General features: G+C 36.7%; 18 protein-coding genes. 15 read left to right on the forward strand and 3 right to left on the reverse strand.

Going from position 1 to position 19,085, the window contains the following annotated elements; genetic code table 11:
* Positions 1-198 precede the first annotated feature (198 nt).
* The 14 genes from secA to ligA all read left to right on the forward strand — a co-directional run bounded on the left by secA (position 199) and on the right by ligA (position 15,645).
* The gene (gene secA / locus VJJ80_02910) at positions 199-2,937 is read left to right on the forward strand and encodes a preprotein translocase subunit SecA (protein ID HLC39042.1); all 2,739 of its coding nucleotides are present in this window, start codon (positions 199-201) and stop codon (positions 2,935-2,937) included.
* 31 nt (positions 2,938-2,968) lie between these two features.
* Positions 2,969-3,652 carry a cell division ATP-binding protein FtsE gene (gene ftsE, locus VJJ80_02915; protein HLC39043.1) on the forward strand — a complete coding sequence of 228 codons (684 nt, stop codon included), beginning with the start codon at positions 2,969-2,971 and terminating at the stop codon, positions 3,650-3,652.
* Between the two features lie 46 nt (positions 3,653-3,698).
* A complete protein-coding gene (locus VJJ80_02920) occupies positions 3,699-4,634 on the forward strand; it encodes a permease-like cell division protein FtsX (protein ID HLC39044.1) in 936 nt (311 codons plus the stop codon).
* A 207-nt stretch (positions 4,635-4,841) separates the two neighbouring features.
* The gene (locus tag VJJ80_02925) at positions 4,842-6,053 is read left to right on the forward strand and encodes a peptidoglycan DD-metalloendopeptidase family protein (protein ID HLC39045.1); all 1,212 of its coding nucleotides are present in this window, start codon (positions 4,842-4,844) and stop codon (positions 6,051-6,053) included.
* 347 nt (positions 6,054-6,400) lie between these two features.
* The gene (locus tag VJJ80_02930; GenBank protein ID HLC39046.1) at positions 6,401-6,523 is read left to right on the forward strand and encodes a hypothetical protein; all 123 of its coding nucleotides are present in this window, start codon (positions 6,401-6,403) and stop codon (positions 6,521-6,523) included.
* 13 nt (positions 6,524-6,536) lie between these two features.
* A complete protein-coding gene (locus tag VJJ80_02935) occupies positions 6,537-7,439 on the forward strand; it encodes a reverse transcriptase domain-containing protein (protein HLC39047.1) in 903 nt (300 codons plus the stop codon).
* A 67-nt stretch (positions 7,440-7,506) separates the two neighbouring features.
* Positions 7,507-8,697, forward strand: a complete 1,191-nt coding sequence (locus VJJ80_02940) for a S41 family peptidase (protein ID HLC39048.1) — start codon at positions 7,507-7,509, stop codon at positions 8,695-8,697.
* A gap of 50 nt (positions 8,698-8,747) precedes the next feature.
* Positions 8,748-9,305: a 50S ribosomal protein L9 gene (gene rplI, locus VJJ80_02945; GenBank protein ID HLC39049.1), complete on the forward strand. Its 558-nt coding sequence runs from the start codon at positions 8,748-8,750 to the stop codon at positions 9,303-9,305.
* Between the two features lie 27 nt (positions 9,306-9,332).
* Positions 9,333-10,829, forward strand: coding sequence for a type II secretion system protein GspG (locus tag VJJ80_02950; GenBank protein HLC39050.1), 1,497 nt, complete (start codon positions 9,333-9,335; stop codon positions 10,827-10,829).
* Between the two features lie 35 nt (positions 10,830-10,864).
* Positions 10,865-11,419, forward strand: a complete 555-nt coding sequence (locus VJJ80_02955) for a LemA family protein (protein HLC39051.1) — start codon at positions 10,865-10,867, stop codon at positions 11,417-11,419.
* Positions 11,420-11,424: 5 nt separating this feature from the next.
* Positions 11,425-12,309 carry a zinc metalloprotease HtpX gene (htpX, locus tag VJJ80_02960; protein HLC39052.1) on the forward strand — a complete coding sequence of 295 codons (885 nt, stop codon included), beginning with the start codon at positions 11,425-11,427 and terminating at the stop codon, positions 12,307-12,309.
* A gap of 40 nt (positions 12,310-12,349) precedes the next feature.
* Positions 12,350-12,871 (forward strand): prepilin-type N-terminal cleavage/methylation domain-containing protein, encoded by a 522-nt coding sequence (locus VJJ80_02965; GenBank protein HLC39053.1) that lies wholly within the window; start codon positions 12,350-12,352, stop codon positions 12,869-12,871.
* Positions 12,872-13,170: 299 nt separating this feature from the next.
* Positions 13,171-13,473 carry a hypothetical protein gene (locus VJJ80_02970; protein HLC39054.1) on the forward strand — a complete coding sequence of 101 codons (303 nt, stop codon included), beginning with the start codon at positions 13,171-13,173 and terminating at the stop codon, positions 13,471-13,473.
* 132 nt (positions 13,474-13,605) lie between these two features.
* Positions 13,606-15,645 (forward strand): NAD-dependent DNA ligase LigA, encoded by a 2,040-nt coding sequence (ligA, locus tag VJJ80_02975; protein HLC39055.1) that lies wholly within the window; start codon positions 13,606-13,608, stop codon positions 15,643-15,645.
* Positions 15,646-15,715: 70 nt separating this feature from the next.
* Here the strand turns inward: ligA and VJJ80_02980 are convergent, their stop codons facing one another.
* The 3 genes from VJJ80_02980 to VJJ80_02990 all read right to left on the reverse strand — a co-directional run bounded on the left by VJJ80_02980 (position 15,716) and on the right by VJJ80_02990 (position 18,633).
* Entirely contained in the window at positions 15,716-16,843 is a 1,128-nt protein-coding gene (locus tag VJJ80_02980; protein ID HLC39056.1) for a hypothetical protein, read from the reverse strand.
* A gap of 123 nt (positions 16,844-16,966) precedes the next feature.
* The gene (locus VJJ80_02985; protein HLC39057.1) at positions 16,967-17,704 is read right to left on the reverse strand and encodes a hypothetical protein; all 738 of its coding nucleotides are present in this window, start codon (positions 17,702-17,704) and stop codon (positions 16,967-16,969) included.
* A gap of 173 nt (positions 17,705-17,877) precedes the next feature.
* A complete protein-coding gene (locus VJJ80_02990) occupies positions 17,878-18,633 on the reverse strand; it encodes a hypothetical protein (protein ID HLC39058.1) in 756 nt (251 codons plus the stop codon).
* Positions 18,634-18,756: 123 nt separating this feature from the next.
* Between VJJ80_02990 and gatC the strand changes: the two genes are divergently transcribed.
* Complete coding sequence (gene gatC / locus VJJ80_02995; GenBank protein ID HLC39059.1) at positions 18,757-19,065, forward strand: Asp-tRNA(Asn)/Glu-tRNA(Gln) amidotransferase subunit GatC; 309 nt, start codon at positions 18,757-18,759, stop codon at positions 19,063-19,065.
* Positions 19,066-19,085: the final 20 nt, after the last annotated feature.

Below are 19,085 nucleotides of genomic sequence, written 5' to 3' on the forward strand. Positions count from 1 at the left end.
GCTTGCAAGGCGAAGCCGCAGCCCCGAAGGGGTAGTACAAGCACGCAACAAGTTTAGGTATTAATATGAAAAATCTGTGAGATAAAATTAACAGAAAGTGAACAAATTATATTATAGCGAAAACTTATGGTAAAATAGAAGTATCAAGTCAAGATATATTTGACTAAATTTAATAATATATATAATAGGAAATATAAAATGGCATTTCTACAGTTTTTAGTCGGAGACCAAAACAAAAAAGAAATTAATCGCTTAGAAAAAATCGTGGTTGAAATTAATGCTTTGGAATCTGAAACTGAAAAATGCTCCAACCCTGAGCTTAAAAAAGAAACTCAAAAATTAAAAGATGAAATTGCCGAATTTCAAAAAACTCACCAATTACCCTTGGGAAGTTTGGCTGAACTAGATAAAACCGAAGTTAAAAGAATTCAAAAAAAAGAACAAGAAATATTAAACCAAATTTTACCAAAAGCGGCCGCCTTGGTTCGAGAAGCGGCCAAAAGAACTATCAAACAACGGCATTTTGATGTTCAGTTAATAGGTGGGATAGTTTTGCATACTGGGAAAGTCGCAGAAATGAAAACTGGTGAAGGAAAAACTTTGGCGGCGACTATGCCTCTCTTTTTGAATGCCTTAGCGGGACATGGGGCGCATTTGGTGACCGTGAATGATTTTTTGGCCAAAAGAGACGCCCAATGGATGGGCCCAATTTATCATTTATTGGGATTATCAGTGGCCTGTATCCAACACGAAAAATCATATTTATTCGAACTGACTTCTGACAAAGTGGAATTTGGGGAAGAATTTAACCTTAAAGCCTGCACCCGTCGGGAAGCCTACGCGGCAGATATTACCTATGGCACTAATAATGAATTTGGCTTTGATTATTTAAGAGATAATATGGTTTCTAATATGTCTCAATGCGTGCAACGGGAACTTTATTTTGGAATTGTGGATGAGGTAGACTCAATTTTAATCGATGAAGCCCGCACACCTTTAATTATTTCTGCACCAGCAGAAGAATCAACGGAATTATATCAGCGTTTTGCTCGTTTTGTGCCAAGCCTTAATAAAGAAACGGATTATAGCGTTGATGAAAAAATGCAATCAGTGATGTTAACTGATGAAGGCATGAAAAAAACCGAGCGTTTTTTGGGCGTGAAAAACCTTTACCAAGAAGGTGGAGTAATGTTGGTTCACCATCTGGAAGAAGCCTTAAAAGCTCACGTTTTATTTAAAAAAGACAAAGATTATGTGGTTAAAGAAGGCGAAATTGTGATTGTTGATCAATTTACGGGCCGTTTGATGCCGGGTCGTCGCTATTCTGAAGGTTTACACCAGGCGATTGAGGCTAAAGAAAATGTGGAAATTAAGAGAGAGTCTGTGACCTTGGCGACAATTTCGTTTCAAAATTATTTTAGAATGTATGGCAAGTTGGCAGGAATGACTGGTACCGCCAAAACCGAAGAAGAGGAATTTTTCAAAATTTATGGTTTAGAGGTGATCGTGGTGCCAGCGAATAAACCGATGGTTCGTGCTGACTTAGCAGATCGAATATATCGGACCGAAGAAGGTAAATTTCAAGCGGTGGTTGAGGAAATTCGTCAACGCCATGAAAAAGGTCAGCCAGTTTTGGTGGGAACAATTGCGATTGAAAAATCAGAAGTCTTATCGCAAATGTTACGGCGCGAAGGAGTTAAGCATAATGTTTTAAATGCCAAATTTCACGAAAAAGAAGCTAAAATTATTGCCCAGGCGGGTCGGGTTGGAGCGGTGACAGTGGCAACTAATATGGCGGGTCGTGGTGTGGATATTATTTTAGGCGGAAGTCCTGCCGAACCTGCAGAACAAAAGAAAGTGTGCAAGGCAGGCGGTTTGCATGTTTTGGGAACTGAACGTCACGAGGCGCGCCGAATCGATAATCAGTTGAGAGGTCGATCTGGTCGGCAGGGCGATCCGGGATCATCGCAATTTTATGTTTCTATGGAAGATGATTTGATGAGAATTTTTGGCGGGGATCGCATTAAAAGAATTATGGAAGTCTTAAAAGTACCCGAAGACCAACCCGTGGAAAATAAATTAATTTCCAGATCATTAGAATCATCTCAAAAACGAGTCGAAGGCTATAACTTTGATTTGCGCAAACATTTGGTTGAATATGATGATGTGATGAATAAGCATCGGGAAACGATATATCGCCTTCGCAAAAAAATCTTAACTCATCAGGATTTGCGATCGGAAATTTTAGAAATCGTGGTCGAATATTTTCGACGCTTAGCCCAAATGCATGGGGCTGGCAATAAGGAAGTTTGGAATTTAGAGGAAATTGTTAAAAACTTAAAAGCGGTATTAGGTGTAAATTATTCAGATGATGTTGAAAAGCATCTTTTAAAACTTGAGACCGAAGCACAAATTGAAGATTATTTGGTTAAATTAGCGGGAATTATTTTTGAGGAAAAAGAAAAATCTCTAACTCCAGAAGTGATGCGTCAAGTCGAAAAAGCAATCTATTTGCGAACTATTGATGCCCTGTGGATAGAACATTTAACCAATATGGAGGAGTTGCGTGAAGGAATTGGCTTGCGCGGAATTGGACAACGCGATCCTCTTGTCGAATACAAGCGAGAAGCTTATAATATGTTTGAGGGTTTATTAGCAGATATTGAAACAAATGCGATAAATATGATTTTTAGGACCGAGGTGGAAGCAGCTCCGCAAAATTTAAGCGAAAGACCGGCTCGTCAAATGACAATGAGCGGCGCGAGCGAAACGGCGGCAGCGGGAACTTTTTCAGGATATAACCAAGAAAGCATGATGGAAAAAGAAGCGGCAACTCGATCTGAAACTGTTGTCAAATCTGAAAAAGTTGGTCGCAATGATCCTTGTCCGTGTAATTCTGGCAAAAAATACAAAAAATGTCATGGCCGCTTTGCTTAATTTGCATAAAATGAAATTATAAGGAGGTTTGTTGATCGAATTTAGACACGTCTCAAAAATATACAAAAGTGATAAAAAGGCTTTGGATGACGTGTCTTTTAAGATTCCCAAAAAAGAATTTGTATGTTTGGTGGGACCGTCTGGAGCAGGCAAGTCAACCTTAATCAAAATGCTAATTTGTGACGAGAAACCAAGTTCGGGAAAAATTTTAATCGGCGGATTTAATATCACGAATTTGAAACCGGCGGAAATCCCCTATTTTCGTCGTAAAATTGGCGTTGTTTTTCAAGACTATAAATTACTTTCCGATAAAAATGTTTTTGAAAATATCGCTTTTGCGCTTGAAGTTTGCGGCGCATCCGACGCGGAAATTCGTAAAAAAGTTCCCCGAGCCTTAAAATTGGTAGGGTTAGAAAAATGTCTTCAAAATTTTCCTGATGAATTATCTGGTGGCGAAAAGCAACGCGTTTCAATCGCAAGAGCTTTAATCCACAGCCCAAAATTACTCATTGCTGATGAGCCGACCGGAAATTTAGACCCCAAAACTGCCTGGGAAATTATTAAATTGCTTTTAAGAATTAATGAATTTCAAGGGACAATAATTCTATTAGCTACCCATCATAAAGAAATCGTGGATCGTTTAAAAAAACGGGTGATCACTGTCAAAAATGGTAAATTAGTTTCTGATCAACAAGAAGGTAAATACATAATATAGCGACTAAATTTTTTAATTTTAATAAATTTGAATTAGAGGATAAAAAATGCAACAAGTGACTGGAACTACGGCTCTTTCGAGAGTTTTCAAGTGGAGTATTTTGAGTTTTTGGCGAAACCGCTTATTGTCAATTGCGGCCACCCTAGTAATGACTCTAACGCTTTTGACGATTTCATTATTTGTAATTTTGAATTTAATTATTGGTACGACTGTTGACGTGGTACAACATAAAATTGACCTGGTGGTGTATTTAACTGAATCTGCGACCGAGGCAGATATTACAAATCTTAAAACTCAAGTAGAACAAATGCCTGAAGTTGCCTCAGTAAATTATATTGATAAAGCTCAAGCTTTGGCAAAGTGGCAATCAAAAGAAATAAAAGATGAGCTAAAAAATATTGCTACCACCGCTGACAACCCTTTGCCTCGCAGTTTGGAAATTAAAGTCAAAGATTTAACCAAACTTGAACAAACCGCCACCTTTTTTGAATCCGCAGAAGTTAAACCTTTGGTGGATAAAACCACCATGCACGAGAATCGGGCGACGATTAATCGATTATTAAAAACTACCCGTTTCTTTCGCATTAGCGGGATAATTTTTTCAGCATTTTTCGTTTTAATTTCTTTATTGGTTATTTTTAACACGATTCGTTTAGCAATATATAGCCGTCGCGACGAGATTGACATTATGAAATTAGTGGGCGCCACCAGCTCGGCGATTCGTTGGCCTTTTATAGTTGAAGGGATGTTTTATGGATTATTGGCAACAGTAATATCGGTGATTTTGCTCTTTGTGGGTTTTAGATTTTTATCACCAGTAGTAAATAAATATTTAGGCGAGTTAATGACTGAATGGGGTGGCAGTTTGATGAATTATTTTATTGCTAATTTGTGGCAAATTATTTTATGGCAATTATTGGTGGGATTCGCGATTGGCGCCGCTTGCAGTTTCTTGGCAATCAGAAAACACCTTAAAGTGTAGAGAGGTGAGACAGAGATTTGAGACAAAGACTTGGGGAAGGAGGGCTTGAAATATTTTTATAAATTTGGTATAATAGATATTAAAGAAAATCATAAATCCTAAATCCGAAATTCTAAACAAATTACAATTCCAAAATTATAAATCACAAACAGGTATTGTTTAGAGTTTAGTGCTTAGAAATTAGAATTTATAAATATTGAGGGGCAAATGCTCTTGAAGAATTTTTTGACAAAAACTATGCAAACTATGAGCAAAATTGTGCTTTATGTTTTTCTCATAGTTTTTTTATTTCCGCAATATACTGCTGCAGATTCAATTCAGGATAAACAAAGAGAACTGCAGAATATTCAATCTCAAATTGATCAGCAGCAAAAGCTCTTAAATCAAAAATCCGGCGAAAGAAGAACCTTGGCAGGTCAAGTTTCATCAATGGATGCGCAAATCAGACAGACTCAACTCTCAATTAATAAAACGCAGACTGAAATTGATTTAGCGCAGGTTGAAATTACTAAACTTAATACACAAATTGCTCAAAAGGAAAAAGAATTAAAACGTCAAAAACAAATTCTCAACGAAGCCTTGAGAGTAATTTATCAAGAAACTGACACCAGTTTTATTGAAATGCTATTTTCTTCTAATAATATTTCGCAGGTTTTGGACCAAACTGAATATTTGGGGGCAGTTGAAGGCAAAATCGAAAATACAATGGCAGAAATCAAACAAGTAAAGTCTGCCCTTGCAACTGATAAAAAAGAGCAGGAAACTAAAAAAACCCAATTGGCTGAGAAAAAAGATGAATTAAAAATAAAAGAGTCAGGTCTAAGCGGGCAAAGAAATACGCGGAATGGTTTACTGGTTGAGACAAGAGGTCAAGAGTTTGCATACCAACAATTATTGTCACAGAGACAAATAGAATGGGAGAGATCCAACGCCGAACTGAAACGTATGGAAGCTGCTTTGTATTCGGGTGGTCCTGATAGTGGACCTGGTTATAGTGTCCCAAATTGGCCGATGTATGGAAGAATAAGTGTCCCATATGGGGCTTGTGGGTGTGATGCATATTTTTGTGGTAAATGCCATACGGGCATAGATATTGTTGCCAGCCCCTATACTTCAGTTAGAGCAGCAAAAGACGGGGTTGTTAAAGATACAGTTAACTCTTGCCGTGATTCTGTTGGAGATTATGGTTGTGGTGGAGGATATGGTAATCGGGTTATAATTGAACATAATGATGGTCATGTTTCAATATATGGACATTTAAGTCAGGGTTCTGTGAGGGTAAGAGTGGGGACTAGAGTTTCTGGAGGAAAAACGGTGATTGGCTCAGAGGGTAATAGTGGTTTCTCAACCGATTTTCATCTCCATTTTGAAATTAGGAATAGGATGTGGGGATCATCTGTAAGACCATTACTACCATAAATTTAAATATTAATTAAAAATGAATTTAAAAAAGAGGGGCAAAAACCTTTGGTTTGTGTTTTAAGTTATTGACAAAATTTGATTTTTATCATAAAATAAAATTACTCGAATTATATTTGAGTAGTGCGCAACGCACTAAAGTTGGTGTTTTTTCGCCTCCAAAATTTCTTGCCGTTTGTTACTACTACTCAACTGCGAAAATGGAGTTATGGATTATGTGATTTAAGATAATAATATTCAAAATTATTTTAATGATCAACTCACGAATTTGAAGTATGCATGGAACTGCTTTTGCCATAATCAGCCTTTAACTGCACCTCCTTTTATTAAGGCAAGAAAGGAGGTTTATGAAAATTAAACTAAAAGGCTGGTTGAAAAGGTCTGGAATGATTCTCGATTTAGTTGCTAAATTATTAGCAGTGATCAAAGTCATAAAGGACCTTTTAGGGTACCGATTAATGCCCTCATGAAGAGGGATTAAATATGAAATTGCAACCCATACGTTCTCAAAAAGATTTAAATGATATTTTTGATATTAACGATCAAAAAATTATTAGTCTTATTAAGCTAAAAAATAAATATAAAAAGCGATCTATCCCGAAAAAATCTGGTGGAATAAGGGTAATAACGGAGCCCGCACCCGAATTGAAATCTTTCCAAAAAAAGCTGGGTAGCTATATTTTTCGTATGAAAAAATTAAAATTCGCTTATGGTGGCGTGAAGAATAAATGCCGAGAAGATGTCGCTAAACTTCACAGATGTAATTATTTTATTCTTAAATGTGATATTAAAAATTGTTTCCCTTCGATTAGAAAAAAAGTAGTGGTTAAAGAATTGTTGAACTTTGGTTTTACATATAAATACGCTAAATTGTTCACAGAAATAATAACTTTTGAAGGATCTCTTCCTCAGGGTGCACCTTCAAGTCCGGGCATGGCGAATTTAATATTAGATAAGATTGATAATCAAATTATAACTGTACTACCGTTTGGCTGTAAATATTCCCGATGGATTGATGACATTATGATTTCATTTCCGAAAAAAAATCAACTAAAAATAATTAAAGACATATCGAAAAAAATTGAGAATATAATTCATTCTAATGGTTTAAATCTGAAAGATGGGGTTTCTATTATCCTCAAGGAGCATTGCAGCGATTTACTTGGGCAATCAATATCTAAGAAGATTAATATTCCTAAAAAATGGTATAAAATTTTACGGAGTCAAGTTTATAGACTTAAAAGGGGATTTTATAAAGGTAAAGAACAAGAAAAAATAATAGCTTTAATCAAAGGTAAAATGGTATTATTAAAAAGTGTTACCGTCCATCACAAAAAACAAACTAGATATTATACGCTTAAGAAAATACTTGATAAAATTATGTGACAAGCATTTTTTTAAAATTTGCCTAAAAATTAGTTTTGAGTTATAATAATAGGCATTGGAGGAGAAATTGAAGTTTAGAAAAATACTCTTGCCTATTATTTTTGTTTTGAGCCTAGGAATTTTTTATTTTCTGGGCTATTTACATGGTCACGCGAATTTAGTTTTTTCGAAAAAATTTGTCCCGCAAATTACTAATACGGAATTGGGCAAACCCAAAGATATCGATTTTTCGCTTTTTTGGGAGGTTTGGAATAAGGTTGAAGATCAATATCCGGGCAAGGTGGATCGCAAGAAAATATTTTATGGCGCAATTTCTGGAATTTTGACAGGTTTAGATGACCCATACTCAGTTTTTATGGAGCCTGGCCAATCAAAAACATTTTTAAATGATTTAGAGGGTATTTTTGATGGCATTGGTGTCGAAATTACGATGAAAAATAACCAAATTACGATAGTTTCCGCCCTAAAAGATACTCCCGCTTCAAAAGCTGGTTTGATGGCAAATGATATAATTTTAAAAATAGATGGCAAAGAAACGACAAACATGACGTTGGATGAAGTGGTAAATAAAATTAGAGGTGTGAAAGGAACCAAGGTAACCTTAACAATTTATCGGAATGGCAAACAAAAAGATTATACTGTGACTAGAGATAAAATTAAGGTTGAAAGTGTTAAATATGAATTTAAGGATAGTAATATCGCCTATATCAAAATTGACCAATTTGGTGATGACACCGAAGATTTATTCAACAAAGCCATCTCTGAAATCCAGCTGAAAAAACCCAAAGGAATAATTTTAGATTTAAGGGATAATCCGGGTGGATATTTAGAAACTTCAGTTAATATCGCCAGCGCCTTTATTAAAAACGGCGTGATTGTTTCTGAACAATACAAAGGTGACAAAAAAGATGAATATAAATCAACCGGCGACGGCAGATTAGAAGGTTATAAATTAGTAGTTTTGGTTAACGGCGGTTCGGCCTCAGCTTCGGAAATTGTCGCTGGCGCGATACAAGATTTAGGCAAAGGCAAATTAATTGGCGAAAAAACCTTTGGCAAGGGTTCTGTTCAAGAACTGGAAGCTTTAAAAGATGAGGCATATTTGAGATTAACGGTGGCGAAGTGGTTGACGCCAAAAGGTAGATACATTAATTCATCGGGTATTGAACCCGATATTGTGGTTGAAATGACCCAAAAAGATATTGACGCTGATCGAGATCCGCAATTAGATCGCGCATTATCAGAAATTAAAAAATAGATTTTATAAAATCAGAAAGGATATAGTTATTTTTAGCTATTTTTAAAAACATGAAAAAAGCACATAAAAAAATTGAAGTGGTTTTAATTTCAGAAGTGGAAAAACTTGGCCAAAAAGGTGAGAAAATTTTAGCTGCCAAAGGGTATGTTCAAAATTATTTGATTCCTCAGCAAAAAGCAATTTTAAGCACTGATCCCAGAGCGGTTAAATTGCTAGAAGAGGCGGCGAAAAAACAAAAATTGCGGGAAGCTGAAATTGCCAAAGCCCGCGAAATTGTTGAAAAAATTTCCAATTTTCGCCTTAAAATGATGGCAAAAGCAACAAAAGACAGCAAAAAAATATTTGGATCAATCACCGCAGACCAAATCTTGAAAGAGATTTCAAAAAACGTTAAAATTGAATTGAAAAAAGCGAAATTAATTGGCAAGCTACCGATTAGAAATATTGGAAATTTTGCACTAACTCTTCAACTCACACCTGACGTTGAAACAAAAGTGAACATTAGCGTGGAAGCGGAAAAAGCGGCAAAATCAGCCAAAACCAAAACTGCCGGGAGTTTAAAAAAGGTCAAAAAAGCCACAAAAAAATCAAAAAGTAAGAAAAAATAAAATATTTTATAAAATTTAAGGAGGGGCATGGAAAACTCTCAGGACAATAATCCGAACAATATTATTATTAATCCTGGTAATAATCCTCCCAACCAAGCGCCAGCTCCGACGCCCATGTCGGTTCCAGCGGCCCCAAATCAGCCTCCAACCTATATTAATCAAGGTCCGGAAAATGCACCTGAAACAATGACGCTGGCTCCAGAAAAAAAGAAAAAAAGTTGCTTAGGTCGGATTTTATTAATTATTTTATTATTAATTATTTTAGTTCCGACAGGTTTAGTATATGCGACTGAAATTGGGAAACTTAATATTGGTTTAGATAAATATTACAATCGATATGGTTTGGAAAAATTATGGAAAGGGATGCCGATTTATCCGCCCCTTGCCTTAGCCGAAGTCATCAAAAAAGAACAAATAGTCAGCGGTGTTCATTTTTCAGGTCAACTAAAGATTTCCGGAAGTATCCTGAACCAAATTTCAACAGCGAAGAAAAAGACTCAGCCTAAAAACACCAAAGGCCAAGTTTTGGGAGAATTAACTTCTCAATCAATTATTGAAATGTCTTTGTCTGGAGATATAATACCACCGGATAAAAGCAAAGCCGAATTATCGACAAATTTTGGACAAAAATTATCCAAAATATATTTTAATGATAAGACCAAAATTACTGCACAAACAATTACGAGCAATAATAAATTATATATCAAATTTTCTGATAGTTTTTTAACCCCAGGATTGGCGCAAAATAAATGGCAGGAAATTGATTATAATCAATATATGATTTATCTAAAATCAGTTTCATCAGATGACGCCAATAAAGAATTTTTACAAGATGTTAAAAAATCAATAAAATCATACCAACGAACAATCACAGTTGTGAATCAAGTGCCAGTCTACCAATATCGGGTAGTCCTTGATAAAAATATTCTAAAAAGTCAACTTGGAATAGATTTTACTTCCGATCCAATTATTGAAATAAGTATCGGCAAAAATGATCATTTAATCTATCAACTGAAATTTTCTGGCGAGGGGGGGAATGCCCAAGCGATGACCAAAGAAGAACTGATGATTAATTTTTCCGATTATAATAAACCGGTTGTAATTTCAACCCCTAATGAAAAAGATGTTGAAAAACATAGTTTTGAGAGTTTAGTAATTAATTTTATCACGAACGGAGCTATTAATACTCAAACCAAAAACCAAAATTCGTCGGCATCGAGGGATGCTACTAGAAAAACTGACTTAGCCTCAATTTCCGCAGCTTTAAAATTATATCATCAGGATAATGGTCAGTATCCGATTGCTGCGACCAATGAGCGAACAGATAGCGCCAACAGTGTTTTGGCTTCGGCTTTGGTTGATAAATACTTAAGCTCGATACCGAAAGATCCACAAACGCCCGACCATTATTATGGATATAAATCTGATGGGGAGAGTTTCCAATTAAGCTGTATTTTGGAAAATACTTCAGATTCTGCCGGTAAAAAAGTTGGGAATTTATTCTTATATATAATGACCAAATAATATTGAAATAATTTTATGAATTAGCAGGAGGAAAAATGATTGCTTTATGGGTGATTTTGGGGGTAGTTTTAGTTTTGGTCGTTTGGGTAATTGCAATTTTTAATGGTTTAGTAGTTTTGAAAAACAGGACAAAAGAAGCTTGGTCTGATATTGATGTGCAGCTCAAAAGACGCTATGACCTAATTCCAAATTTGGTTGAATCAGTCAAAGGCTATGCAAAACATGAAAAAGAGCTATTTGAAAAAGTTACCAAAGCTCGCGCTGAGGCAATGTCAGCTGAGGGACCAGCCGAACAAGCGCAAGCTGAAAACGCTCTTTCAAAAACCTTAAAGAGTATTTTTGCCGTAGCTGAAAATTATCCGCAACTTCGAGCCTCAGAAAATTTCCAAAAATTGCAAGATGAGCTAACTGATACTGAGAATAAGATAGAAGCGGCTCGCAGATTTTACAACGCGAATGTTAGAGATCTGAACATCAAAATCGAAAAATTTCCAGACAATGCGGTGGCTGGTATGTTTGGCTACAAGCAAATGGAGCTTTTTGAATTAGAAGAACCAGCCGCGCGAGAATCAGTTAAAGTCAAATTTTAATTACTATGTATCAACAAATCGATTCTAATAAACGAAGAACTGTCTTATTGATGGGACTATTCCTAATTTTTATAATTGGGATTGGTTTTGTATTTGCTCAGATATATAATAATTATTTTATTTTAGTGGCAGCAGTTTTATTCTCGTTATTTCAGACTTTAATTTCTTATTATTATTCCGACCGAATCACTTTAGCCATTTCTCGAGCAAAACCAGTTTCCAGAACAGAGCCATTTTTAGAATTGCATCGTTTAGTAGAAAATTTAGCGATTACTGCCGGTTTGCCAAAGCCCAAAATTTATCTAATTTCCGATTCGGCGCCAAATGCCTTTGCCACCGGTCGCGATCCCAAACGCGCGGCGATAGCAGTCACGACTGGGTTATTAGGCAAGTTAAATAAAAATGAACTTGAAGGTGTGATTGCACATGAATTATCGCATGTGGGAAATTATGATATTCGGCTGATGACAATCGTGGTGGTTTTGGTGGGCGTGGTGGCTTTATTGTCGGATTGGTTTTTGAGGTGGAGTTGGTGGGGAGGTGGACGCCGCAATAATAATGAGGGAGGGCAAATTGGGGCAATTTTACTTTTAATTGGAATTATTTTAGCCATTGTGGCGCCAATTGCCGCCACTTTGATTCAATTGGCAATTTCCAGGAAAAGGGAATTTTTAGCTGATGCCTCGGGCGTATTATTAACGCGATATCCGGAAGGATTAGCCGAGGCTTTGGAAAAAATATCAAAAGATCCCGAGCCATTAGAAGTGGCAAACCGCGCCACAGCGCATTTATATTTTGCCAATCCCCTTAAAAATAAAAAGGTATCGAGCCTATTTTCGACGCATCCACCCGTGGAGGAACGGATTAGGGCTTTGCGAAAAATGCTTTAATCTTTTATAATATAATTAGATTAATCTTTATCGAGGAAGAATGAAAAAGAGGGGTTTTACTTTAATTGAACTTTTGGTGGTAATCGCCGTAATTGGGATCATTGCAATAATAGTTTTGGCGAGTCTGGGGAGTGCGCGAAAAAAAGCTCGTGATGCCGTTAGATTAACTGATATGCGCACAATTCAGACCGCATTAGAATTATATTTTGAAACATTTGGGCAATATCCGATCTATGACAATACGGGATGTGCTGGTTGGGATACTGGAAACCAGCTTTACCCCTTATTGCAAGATAAATTAACCCAAATCGATTCTCACCCTCTGCCAGTAGATCCGACGGGAAAAGTGGCTTGTTCTGGTTATTATTATTACCGATATCCAGCTGGTCAGATGAGCTGTCCGGCTAACAAAGGTGCTTTTTATGTTTTAGGCATTAAAGACATGGAATCATCTGGCAATCCGCACCCCTCGAATCCTGGTTTTAAATGCGGAATCCGTAATTGGCAAAATGAAATGGAGTATTTTGAATGGGTGACTGGTAAATTTTCCGCAGATCATTAATTTATTTCGTAGAGGCTATTAAATCTGTTTAGTTTTAGGCAGATTTTTTTATTTGAAAGACTTGATTTTTATTATCAAATGCACTATTATTATATTAATTCAAGTTGAGATCCAAATCGTGTCCAGGTAATCTTGTTTCGGAAAGAAAACGCTAAATATTACATCTCTGATTTAAATGAGTTATTCTTGCGTGCGGCTTATGTTTCAGTTTTATGCTAAATCTTGTTGTTTTTTCACGTTTGTTAATAGCCTCGACGGATAAAATCAATCAAGCATCGTACTGAAGGAGGCACGAGGAGATGTATCCAATCCCCAACGAAGACCAGAAATGGTTGATGAAACACGGTAGGCAAGACGAGCAAGGCAATTGGTGGTGCAAGCAAACAGGCGCCCTCATACAAATGGTTATAATTAATCGCTCAATTTGGATTCAGCCCTTTATGGGCGGAGGCGGTGACGTTAGACGCGTTGGGCATCTTTGTTGCGAGAGATGCAATCCCAATCGTATTTTTCCACAAAATGGAACCCCGATTTATGAAGACGATCTTTATGACCCCGAACAACAGATTCTTGAGACGCCACCCACTGTAGTAGTATCCTAATTCATAGATTTTAAACTTTCCAAATTTGGGCAACTTTTCAATAAATTAAGAAAGGTTGCCTTTTTTTCTTGTTTTTTGAGTCAAAAATCAATATAATGAAAGAAATAAATAGTAAACAGTTAGCAGTAAACAATGGATAAACCACAAGCTAAAATTAGAATTGAAAAACTCAAAGAACTCATTGAAAAATATCGATATTCTTATCATGTTAAGGATAAGTCTTTGGTTTCTGATGCGGTTAATGATTCTTTAAAGCATGAACTTCAGGAGTTAGAAGACAAATTTCCAGATTTAGTGACTCCAGATAGTCCAACTCAGCGCGTTGGCGGAAAAGCTTTGGCGAAATTTGCAAAAATAACTCATTCTCAACCAATGCTTTCTTTAATTGATGCTTTTTCAGAGGAAGAATTAAAAGCTTGGGAAGTGAGAATTTCTAAATTAATCCCCGGACAAAAATTAGATTATTTTGCCGAATTAAAAATGGATGGTTTGGCGATTTCTTTAATTTATAAAAATGGTATTTTTGTACGAGGTGCGACTCGTGGTGATGGTAAAACTGGCGAAGACGTCACTCAAAATTTAAAAACTATCGAGGCGATTCCTTTAAAATTAAATCGTCCTAAGAGCAAAATCTTTCCCAAAAATTTAGTTGATAAAATATTTTCCGGTGAACTTGAAGTTCGAGGCGAGGTATTTTTAAATCTAAAGGATTTTAAAGCTTTAAACGCCGAACGGAAAAAGAGCGGTCAGTTGGAATTCGCAAATCCTCGAAATATTGCCGCCGGGTCTGTGCGGCAACTTGATCCCAAAATTACGGCTTCGCGGAAATTAGATTGTTATATTTATAGTATTGTGACTGATTTAGATTTAAAAACTCATGAATTAGAACATTTGCTGGCTCATGAATTAGGCTTAAAAATTAATCCTGGTAGCCAAAAATGTGAAAATTTAAAAGCGGTGCAAGAATATTTTCAAGATTGGGAGAAAAAACGGGCAAAATTACCATACCAAATAGATGGGGTGGTGATAACGGTTAATGAAAAAAAGTTATGGTCGAAATTGGGGGTGGTTGGAAAGGCGCCTAGATTTATGATTGCTTATAAATGGTCACCGGAAGAAGTGACGACCATTATTGAAGATATTTATGTTCAAGTTGGTCGTATGGGGACTTTAACGCCAGTAGCGGTTTTAAAACCAGTGGTAGTGGCAGGGTCAACAGTGTCGCGAGCCACCTTGCATAATGAGGATGAAATTAGGAAAAAAGAAATCAAAATTGGTGATACGGTGGTGGTTCATAAAGCTGGAGATGTCATTCCGGAAGTGGAAAAAGTGGTCAAAGAATTGAGGACTGGCAAAGAGAAAGAATTTAAATTTCCCAAAACTTGTCCACAATGTGGTGGTCCGGTGGCGCGCGAAAAAGGCAAAGCTGCATATAAGTGTTTGAATAAAAAATGTTTTATGATCCAACGACGGGCATTAGGTCATTTTGTCTCTCGTGCCGCTTTTGATATTGCCGGAATTGGTCCTAAAATTATTAATAAATTTATTGACGAAGGTCTAATTCGCGATGCGGCGGATTTATTTGGACTAAAAGAAGGCGATGTAGCAAATCTGGAAAGATTTGCCGAAAAATCAGCTCAAAATATTATTGAATCAATCCAGGATCATAAAAAAATTTCATTGGCGAGGTTTATTTATGCTTTGGGAATTCCCAATGTGGGCGAAGAGACTGCCATCGATTTGGCGGGGCAATTTGGTTCGATTGAAAAAATTAAAAAGGCGAGTTTGGAAGAAATTGATATAATTCGAGATATTGGTCCGGTGGTAACAAAATCCATATTTGACTGGTTTCAAGATAGAGAGAATTTGAAATTTATTGAGAAATTATTAAAATCTGGTGTTAAAATAAAATCTCCCCACTTCGCCAAGGCTTCGCGGGGCAAGCAAAAATTAGCCGGCAAATCATTCGTTTTTACAGGAGGTTTAGAAACCTTGACTCGCGACGAAGCTAAAGAAAAAGCTCGAGAATTGGGTGCGGATATTTCTGAATCAGTTTCGAAACAAACTTCATTTGTAATCGCAGGTGCAGATCCTGGCTCGAAATATGATAAAGCGAAGCGGCTAAATATCAAAATTCTAAACGAGAAAGAATTTCTGAAATTAATAAAATAAAAAAAGAGAGGCGGTCCTCGGAAAATTAATTTGATAACTTGGTGAGGATTCACCTCTTTTTGAATTTTTATTAAGAAATAGAATATCGTTTCAACCAATTTCTGGCTCGAATGGCAGCTTCGGGAATTGCGCCCTCGCTTATTACTAAAACTTCAATTTTGGCATGGACTCTGGCGAGCATATTATACATTTTTTTAGGTTGATTAGCCTTAGCGAATTTTAGGGCTTGAGTTAGTCTTTTAACTTGAGGAGATCGGGCGCGAGCGTAATAAGGTTCAACAGTAAAGACCTTTTGAATTCTTGGGTACAAGTTTTCAATATCACGGGCAATAGCGAGTAGAACTTTGGGTTCTACAGGTTTTCCTTGAATGGCATATGGTTCTAATCTTGTAAGCAAATTTGGAATACTATTAAAGTAAATAAGATTTGCACCCTGATTAATTTTGCGTGCCATATGATAAATTGCCAAGCCGATATTGGTAATACCCCTCATTTGCTGTAACTTTTCCTGCCGAAACATCCCTAAAACACCAATCGCTTGCCCAATAGCAATAATTCTATCTTTGCCGTTAGCGGCACGCTCAACTTTTCTTAAAGCATCTATTAAAGTTGGTTGGCGGGTTTGACTTAAGGCGGTTAGAGTTTGAAACAAAAGCTGATTTGCCGCAATGGTTTTTGGTGAATCTGGTTTTAAGGTTTGCGAGAGATTTGAAAGTGCTCTGATTAAATCTTCGATCCAAACTTTCGCTCGAGTATATTCTCCTAGACCTGCCGGATAATTTTCGCGACCGACTTTTCCTACCAACGAGTGGCTAATATGATATAGGTATTGACGAGCCGCCGAGACAATATCTGAATTTCGCCGAATAGTTATAACATACAATCCGCCGCTTCTGGAAGGGATTGAAATTTCTCGTTCTTCTGGCGGTTTGGCAATTTCTTTTAATTCCCAAGCAGATAAGCGTCGCGATTGGGCGATTAGCAACATACCAGGTTTGGCAATCCAAATTCCAGACTTAATTAAACCATTTCGGCCTCGCCATCTGACTTTAATCCGACATGGGTGTCTGACTTCGAGAAGATGGTTAAAGCTGGTTTGTCTAAATAAAAATGGTAGTTCAATCGGATAATCGCCATGCCAAATAAAAGGTTCAATTTCTTCAAGGTATGGAGCTCTCACATATGGCAACTTAGCCACCTCCGTTTCGGAATCTTTAATATTTTATCATTTCGTATGTTTTTGTCAATCTTTATAATAAAAAAACGCCTAAACGTTATAAATTTTGAAAAACGCTGAGGCGTAAAAATTGTGGAAATAAATTTAACTATAATCTTTGGTATATAAAAGTGGTTGTGGCTTGCACATCGGACATTCGGATTTATGAAATGTGATGTTAGGAAGCGAAAGAAGAGCCCGGAAACAAAAATCTTTATTAATTTTTTGCGGGGATAACCCACTATCAGCAGTTTGGTTTTCGACATATTCTGGCGTGGTAACAAATGTGGCAATTCCGACTAAATTCTCGTGACGGAGACCATTATTAAGTATTCCCTTGATGGTACCATGTGCATAGGCAGAGTCTAAAATAACATTAGTGGCTACCAATGCTTTTTCATTGCCCGAAATAAGGTCTCCAGCTCTCATTTCCTTAAAAAATCCGTTATTGTCTATATCGGTTAACACTAAACGTGCGCCAAGTTCCATTGCCAGAGAAGTCCCAAAGAAGACATCAAACGCATAATTAGCAGCTACTACTACATTGACTTTTTGATTAGCAAAAGCATCAGCTAAAACCTTGACAATTCTATTACCTGGTTTGGGATCCAAAAGTACGCGACTCATTTGAGGCCAAACCAATGAATGGGCAAAAGTGTGGAGAACTTCCCAGTGCCCGGCCAACAGAACTCGATATCTAGCAAGGATATCAATGAGCGAATCGGGAGTTAATTCCGGAGAGGAAAAATGAAAATTCGCCTCACCCAAAAGCTGTTCGATTTCTTCTTTTGTCAGTGGTCGAGGTTCAATGACTTTGCCGTCCGTGCTTGCCATCAGTTGCATCTGGTCATTCCTCCTCGTTGGTGGACTTAAAATTATTATATCAAAAAATTTATTTTTGTCAATCAAATTTGAACTTAAAGGAGTTTTTTGCTATTTCGGCAATAAAAAAACGCCTGAGCGTGATAAGTTTGTTAAAACGCTGAGGCGTAAAATAATATTAAGCAAGATGAAAATTAATGATAGTCTGATGCATTCAATAATGATTTGGGGCGGCGGCGTATCAATTTGTCGAAAAATGATCGAGATTGGCATCGTTGGCAATATCTAACTGGACGAACATGGCTATTTTTAATAATCACCAGAGAGTAAGGGAATAAATCATCAAGGGTTGCAGCTTCAATCGCTTCGATTGTCTCACGGGTTGTTATAAATAATGCAATACCCTTAATATTTTTTCTGTTGGCGCCGTTTTCGACAATTCCTTGAATGATACTTATCATTGTCGTAGGGTCAAAAAGGACATTTTGGAAAATTAGAATTTTTTCATTTTCTTCAAAAGTATTAGGCCCTCTCATGGCTTTAAATAATCCATTTTCTTGATTCATTTCCACAATCACCAGCCGGGAATTGGAATTGGTAAAATTCATTACTAGCGGTACTCCAAATAAGACACTGGTGTTATTTGGAACTACAATCGTATTAATGTCAAGAGGTTCCAGGGCTTTTGAATAATTTCGAGCCGTAATATTAGTTGGTTCGGGATCGCAAAGCATATTTGCCATGGCAAACCAAACATCGGAATGTATCCTGCCTCCGGGAATCTCCCAGTGTCCGCCTAACGCAACTTGATATTCTGAAAAAACATTGTCCAAATAGTACGGCATTTCGAAATTTTTAGAAAAAGGATTAGGAAAGTTATTGTCAACCAATAACTTAATTTCGGGGACGCTTAATGTCTTAGGTTCGGGACGCACCGTGGTATTGCCCATTCATCATTCCTCCTTGTGGTGGACTTGAAATCATTATAACTTATAATTATTTTTTGTCAATCAGATTTGAACTTAGAGGAAATTTTTGCTAAACTTTAAAATAGAAGTAAATAAAGGAGTTTGATGGTAAGAATTTCAAAAAAGGAAATTGAACATATTGCCGAATTAGCACGGTTGGGGATCACAGAGAAAGAAAAATCTGAATTTTCAGAACAATTGTCTGAAGTTTTGTCGTATGTAGAATTGTTAAATCAAATTGACACTAAGGATGTTGAACCAACTGCGCAGGTGACAGGGTTGAAAAATGTTTTTCGAGACGACAATCCAGAAGCTCAAACACAACATCGGGCGAGCAAAAAAGAATTATTACAAAATGCACCACAAATTAAAGACGATTATTTTAAGGTGCCAATAGTTTTAGATCAGCAATAAATTTCAGCTAATATTCAGGA

It is taken from the genome of Patescibacteria group bacterium (assembly GCA_035288465.1).
In the GTDB taxonomy this organism is placed as follows: Bacteria; Patescibacteriota; UBA1384; order DATEAH01; family DATEAH01; genus DATEAH01.

Bases quoted from the DNA above. Each gene is read 5' to 3' on its own strand.
- rplI (HLC39049.1), top strand. From the start codon at position 8,748: ATGAAAAAAGCACATAAAAAAATTGAAGTGGTTTTAATTTCAGAAGTG.
- htpX (HLC39052.1), top strand. From the start codon at position 11,425: ATGTATCAACAAATCGATTCTAATAAACGAAGAACTGTCTTATTGATG.
- secA (HLC39042.1), top strand. From the start codon at position 199: ATGGCATTTCTACAGTTTTTAGTCGGAGACCAAAACAAAAAAGAAATT.
- ligA (HLC39055.1), top strand. From the start codon at position 13,606: ATGGATAAACCACAAGCTAAAATTAGAATTGAAAAACTCAAAGAACTC.
- VJJ80_02925 (HLC39045.1), top strand. From the start codon at position 4,842: ATGCTCTTGAAGAATTTTTTGACAAAAACTATGCAAACTATGAGCAAA.
- VJJ80_02965 (HLC39053.1), top strand. From the start codon at position 12,350: ATGAAAAAGAGGGGTTTTACTTTAATTGAACTTTTGGTGGTAATCGCC.
- VJJ80_02920 (HLC39044.1), top strand. From the start codon at position 3,699: ATGCAACAAGTGACTGGAACTACGGCTCTTTCGAGAGTTTTCAAGTGG.
- VJJ80_02990 (HLC39058.1), bottom strand. From the start codon at position 18,633: ATGGGCAATACCACGGTGCGTCCCGAACCTAAGACATTAAGCGTCCCC.
- VJJ80_02955 (HLC39051.1), top strand. From the start codon at position 10,865: ATGATTGCTTTATGGGTGATTTTGGGGGTAGTTTTAGTTTTGGTCGTT.
- gatC (HLC39059.1), top strand. From the start codon at position 18,757: ATGGTAAGAATTTCAAAAAAGGAAATTGAACATATTGCCGAATTAGCA.
- VJJ80_02935 (HLC39047.1), top strand. From the start codon at position 6,537: ATGAAATTGCAACCCATACGTTCTCAAAAAGATTTAAATGATATTTTT.
- VJJ80_02930 (HLC39046.1), top strand. From the start codon at position 6,401: ATGAAAATTAAACTAAAAGGCTGGTTGAAAAGGTCTGGAATGATTCTC.
- VJJ80_02970 (HLC39054.1), top strand. From the start codon at position 13,171: ATGTATCCAATCCCCAACGAAGACCAGAAATGGTTGATGAAACACGGT.
- VJJ80_02985 (HLC39057.1), bottom strand. From the start codon at position 17,704: ATGCAACTGATGGCAAGCACGGACGGCAAAGTCATTGAACCTCGACCA.
- VJJ80_02950 (HLC39050.1), top strand. From the start codon at position 9,333: ATGGAAAACTCTCAGGACAATAATCCGAACAATATTATTATTAATCCT.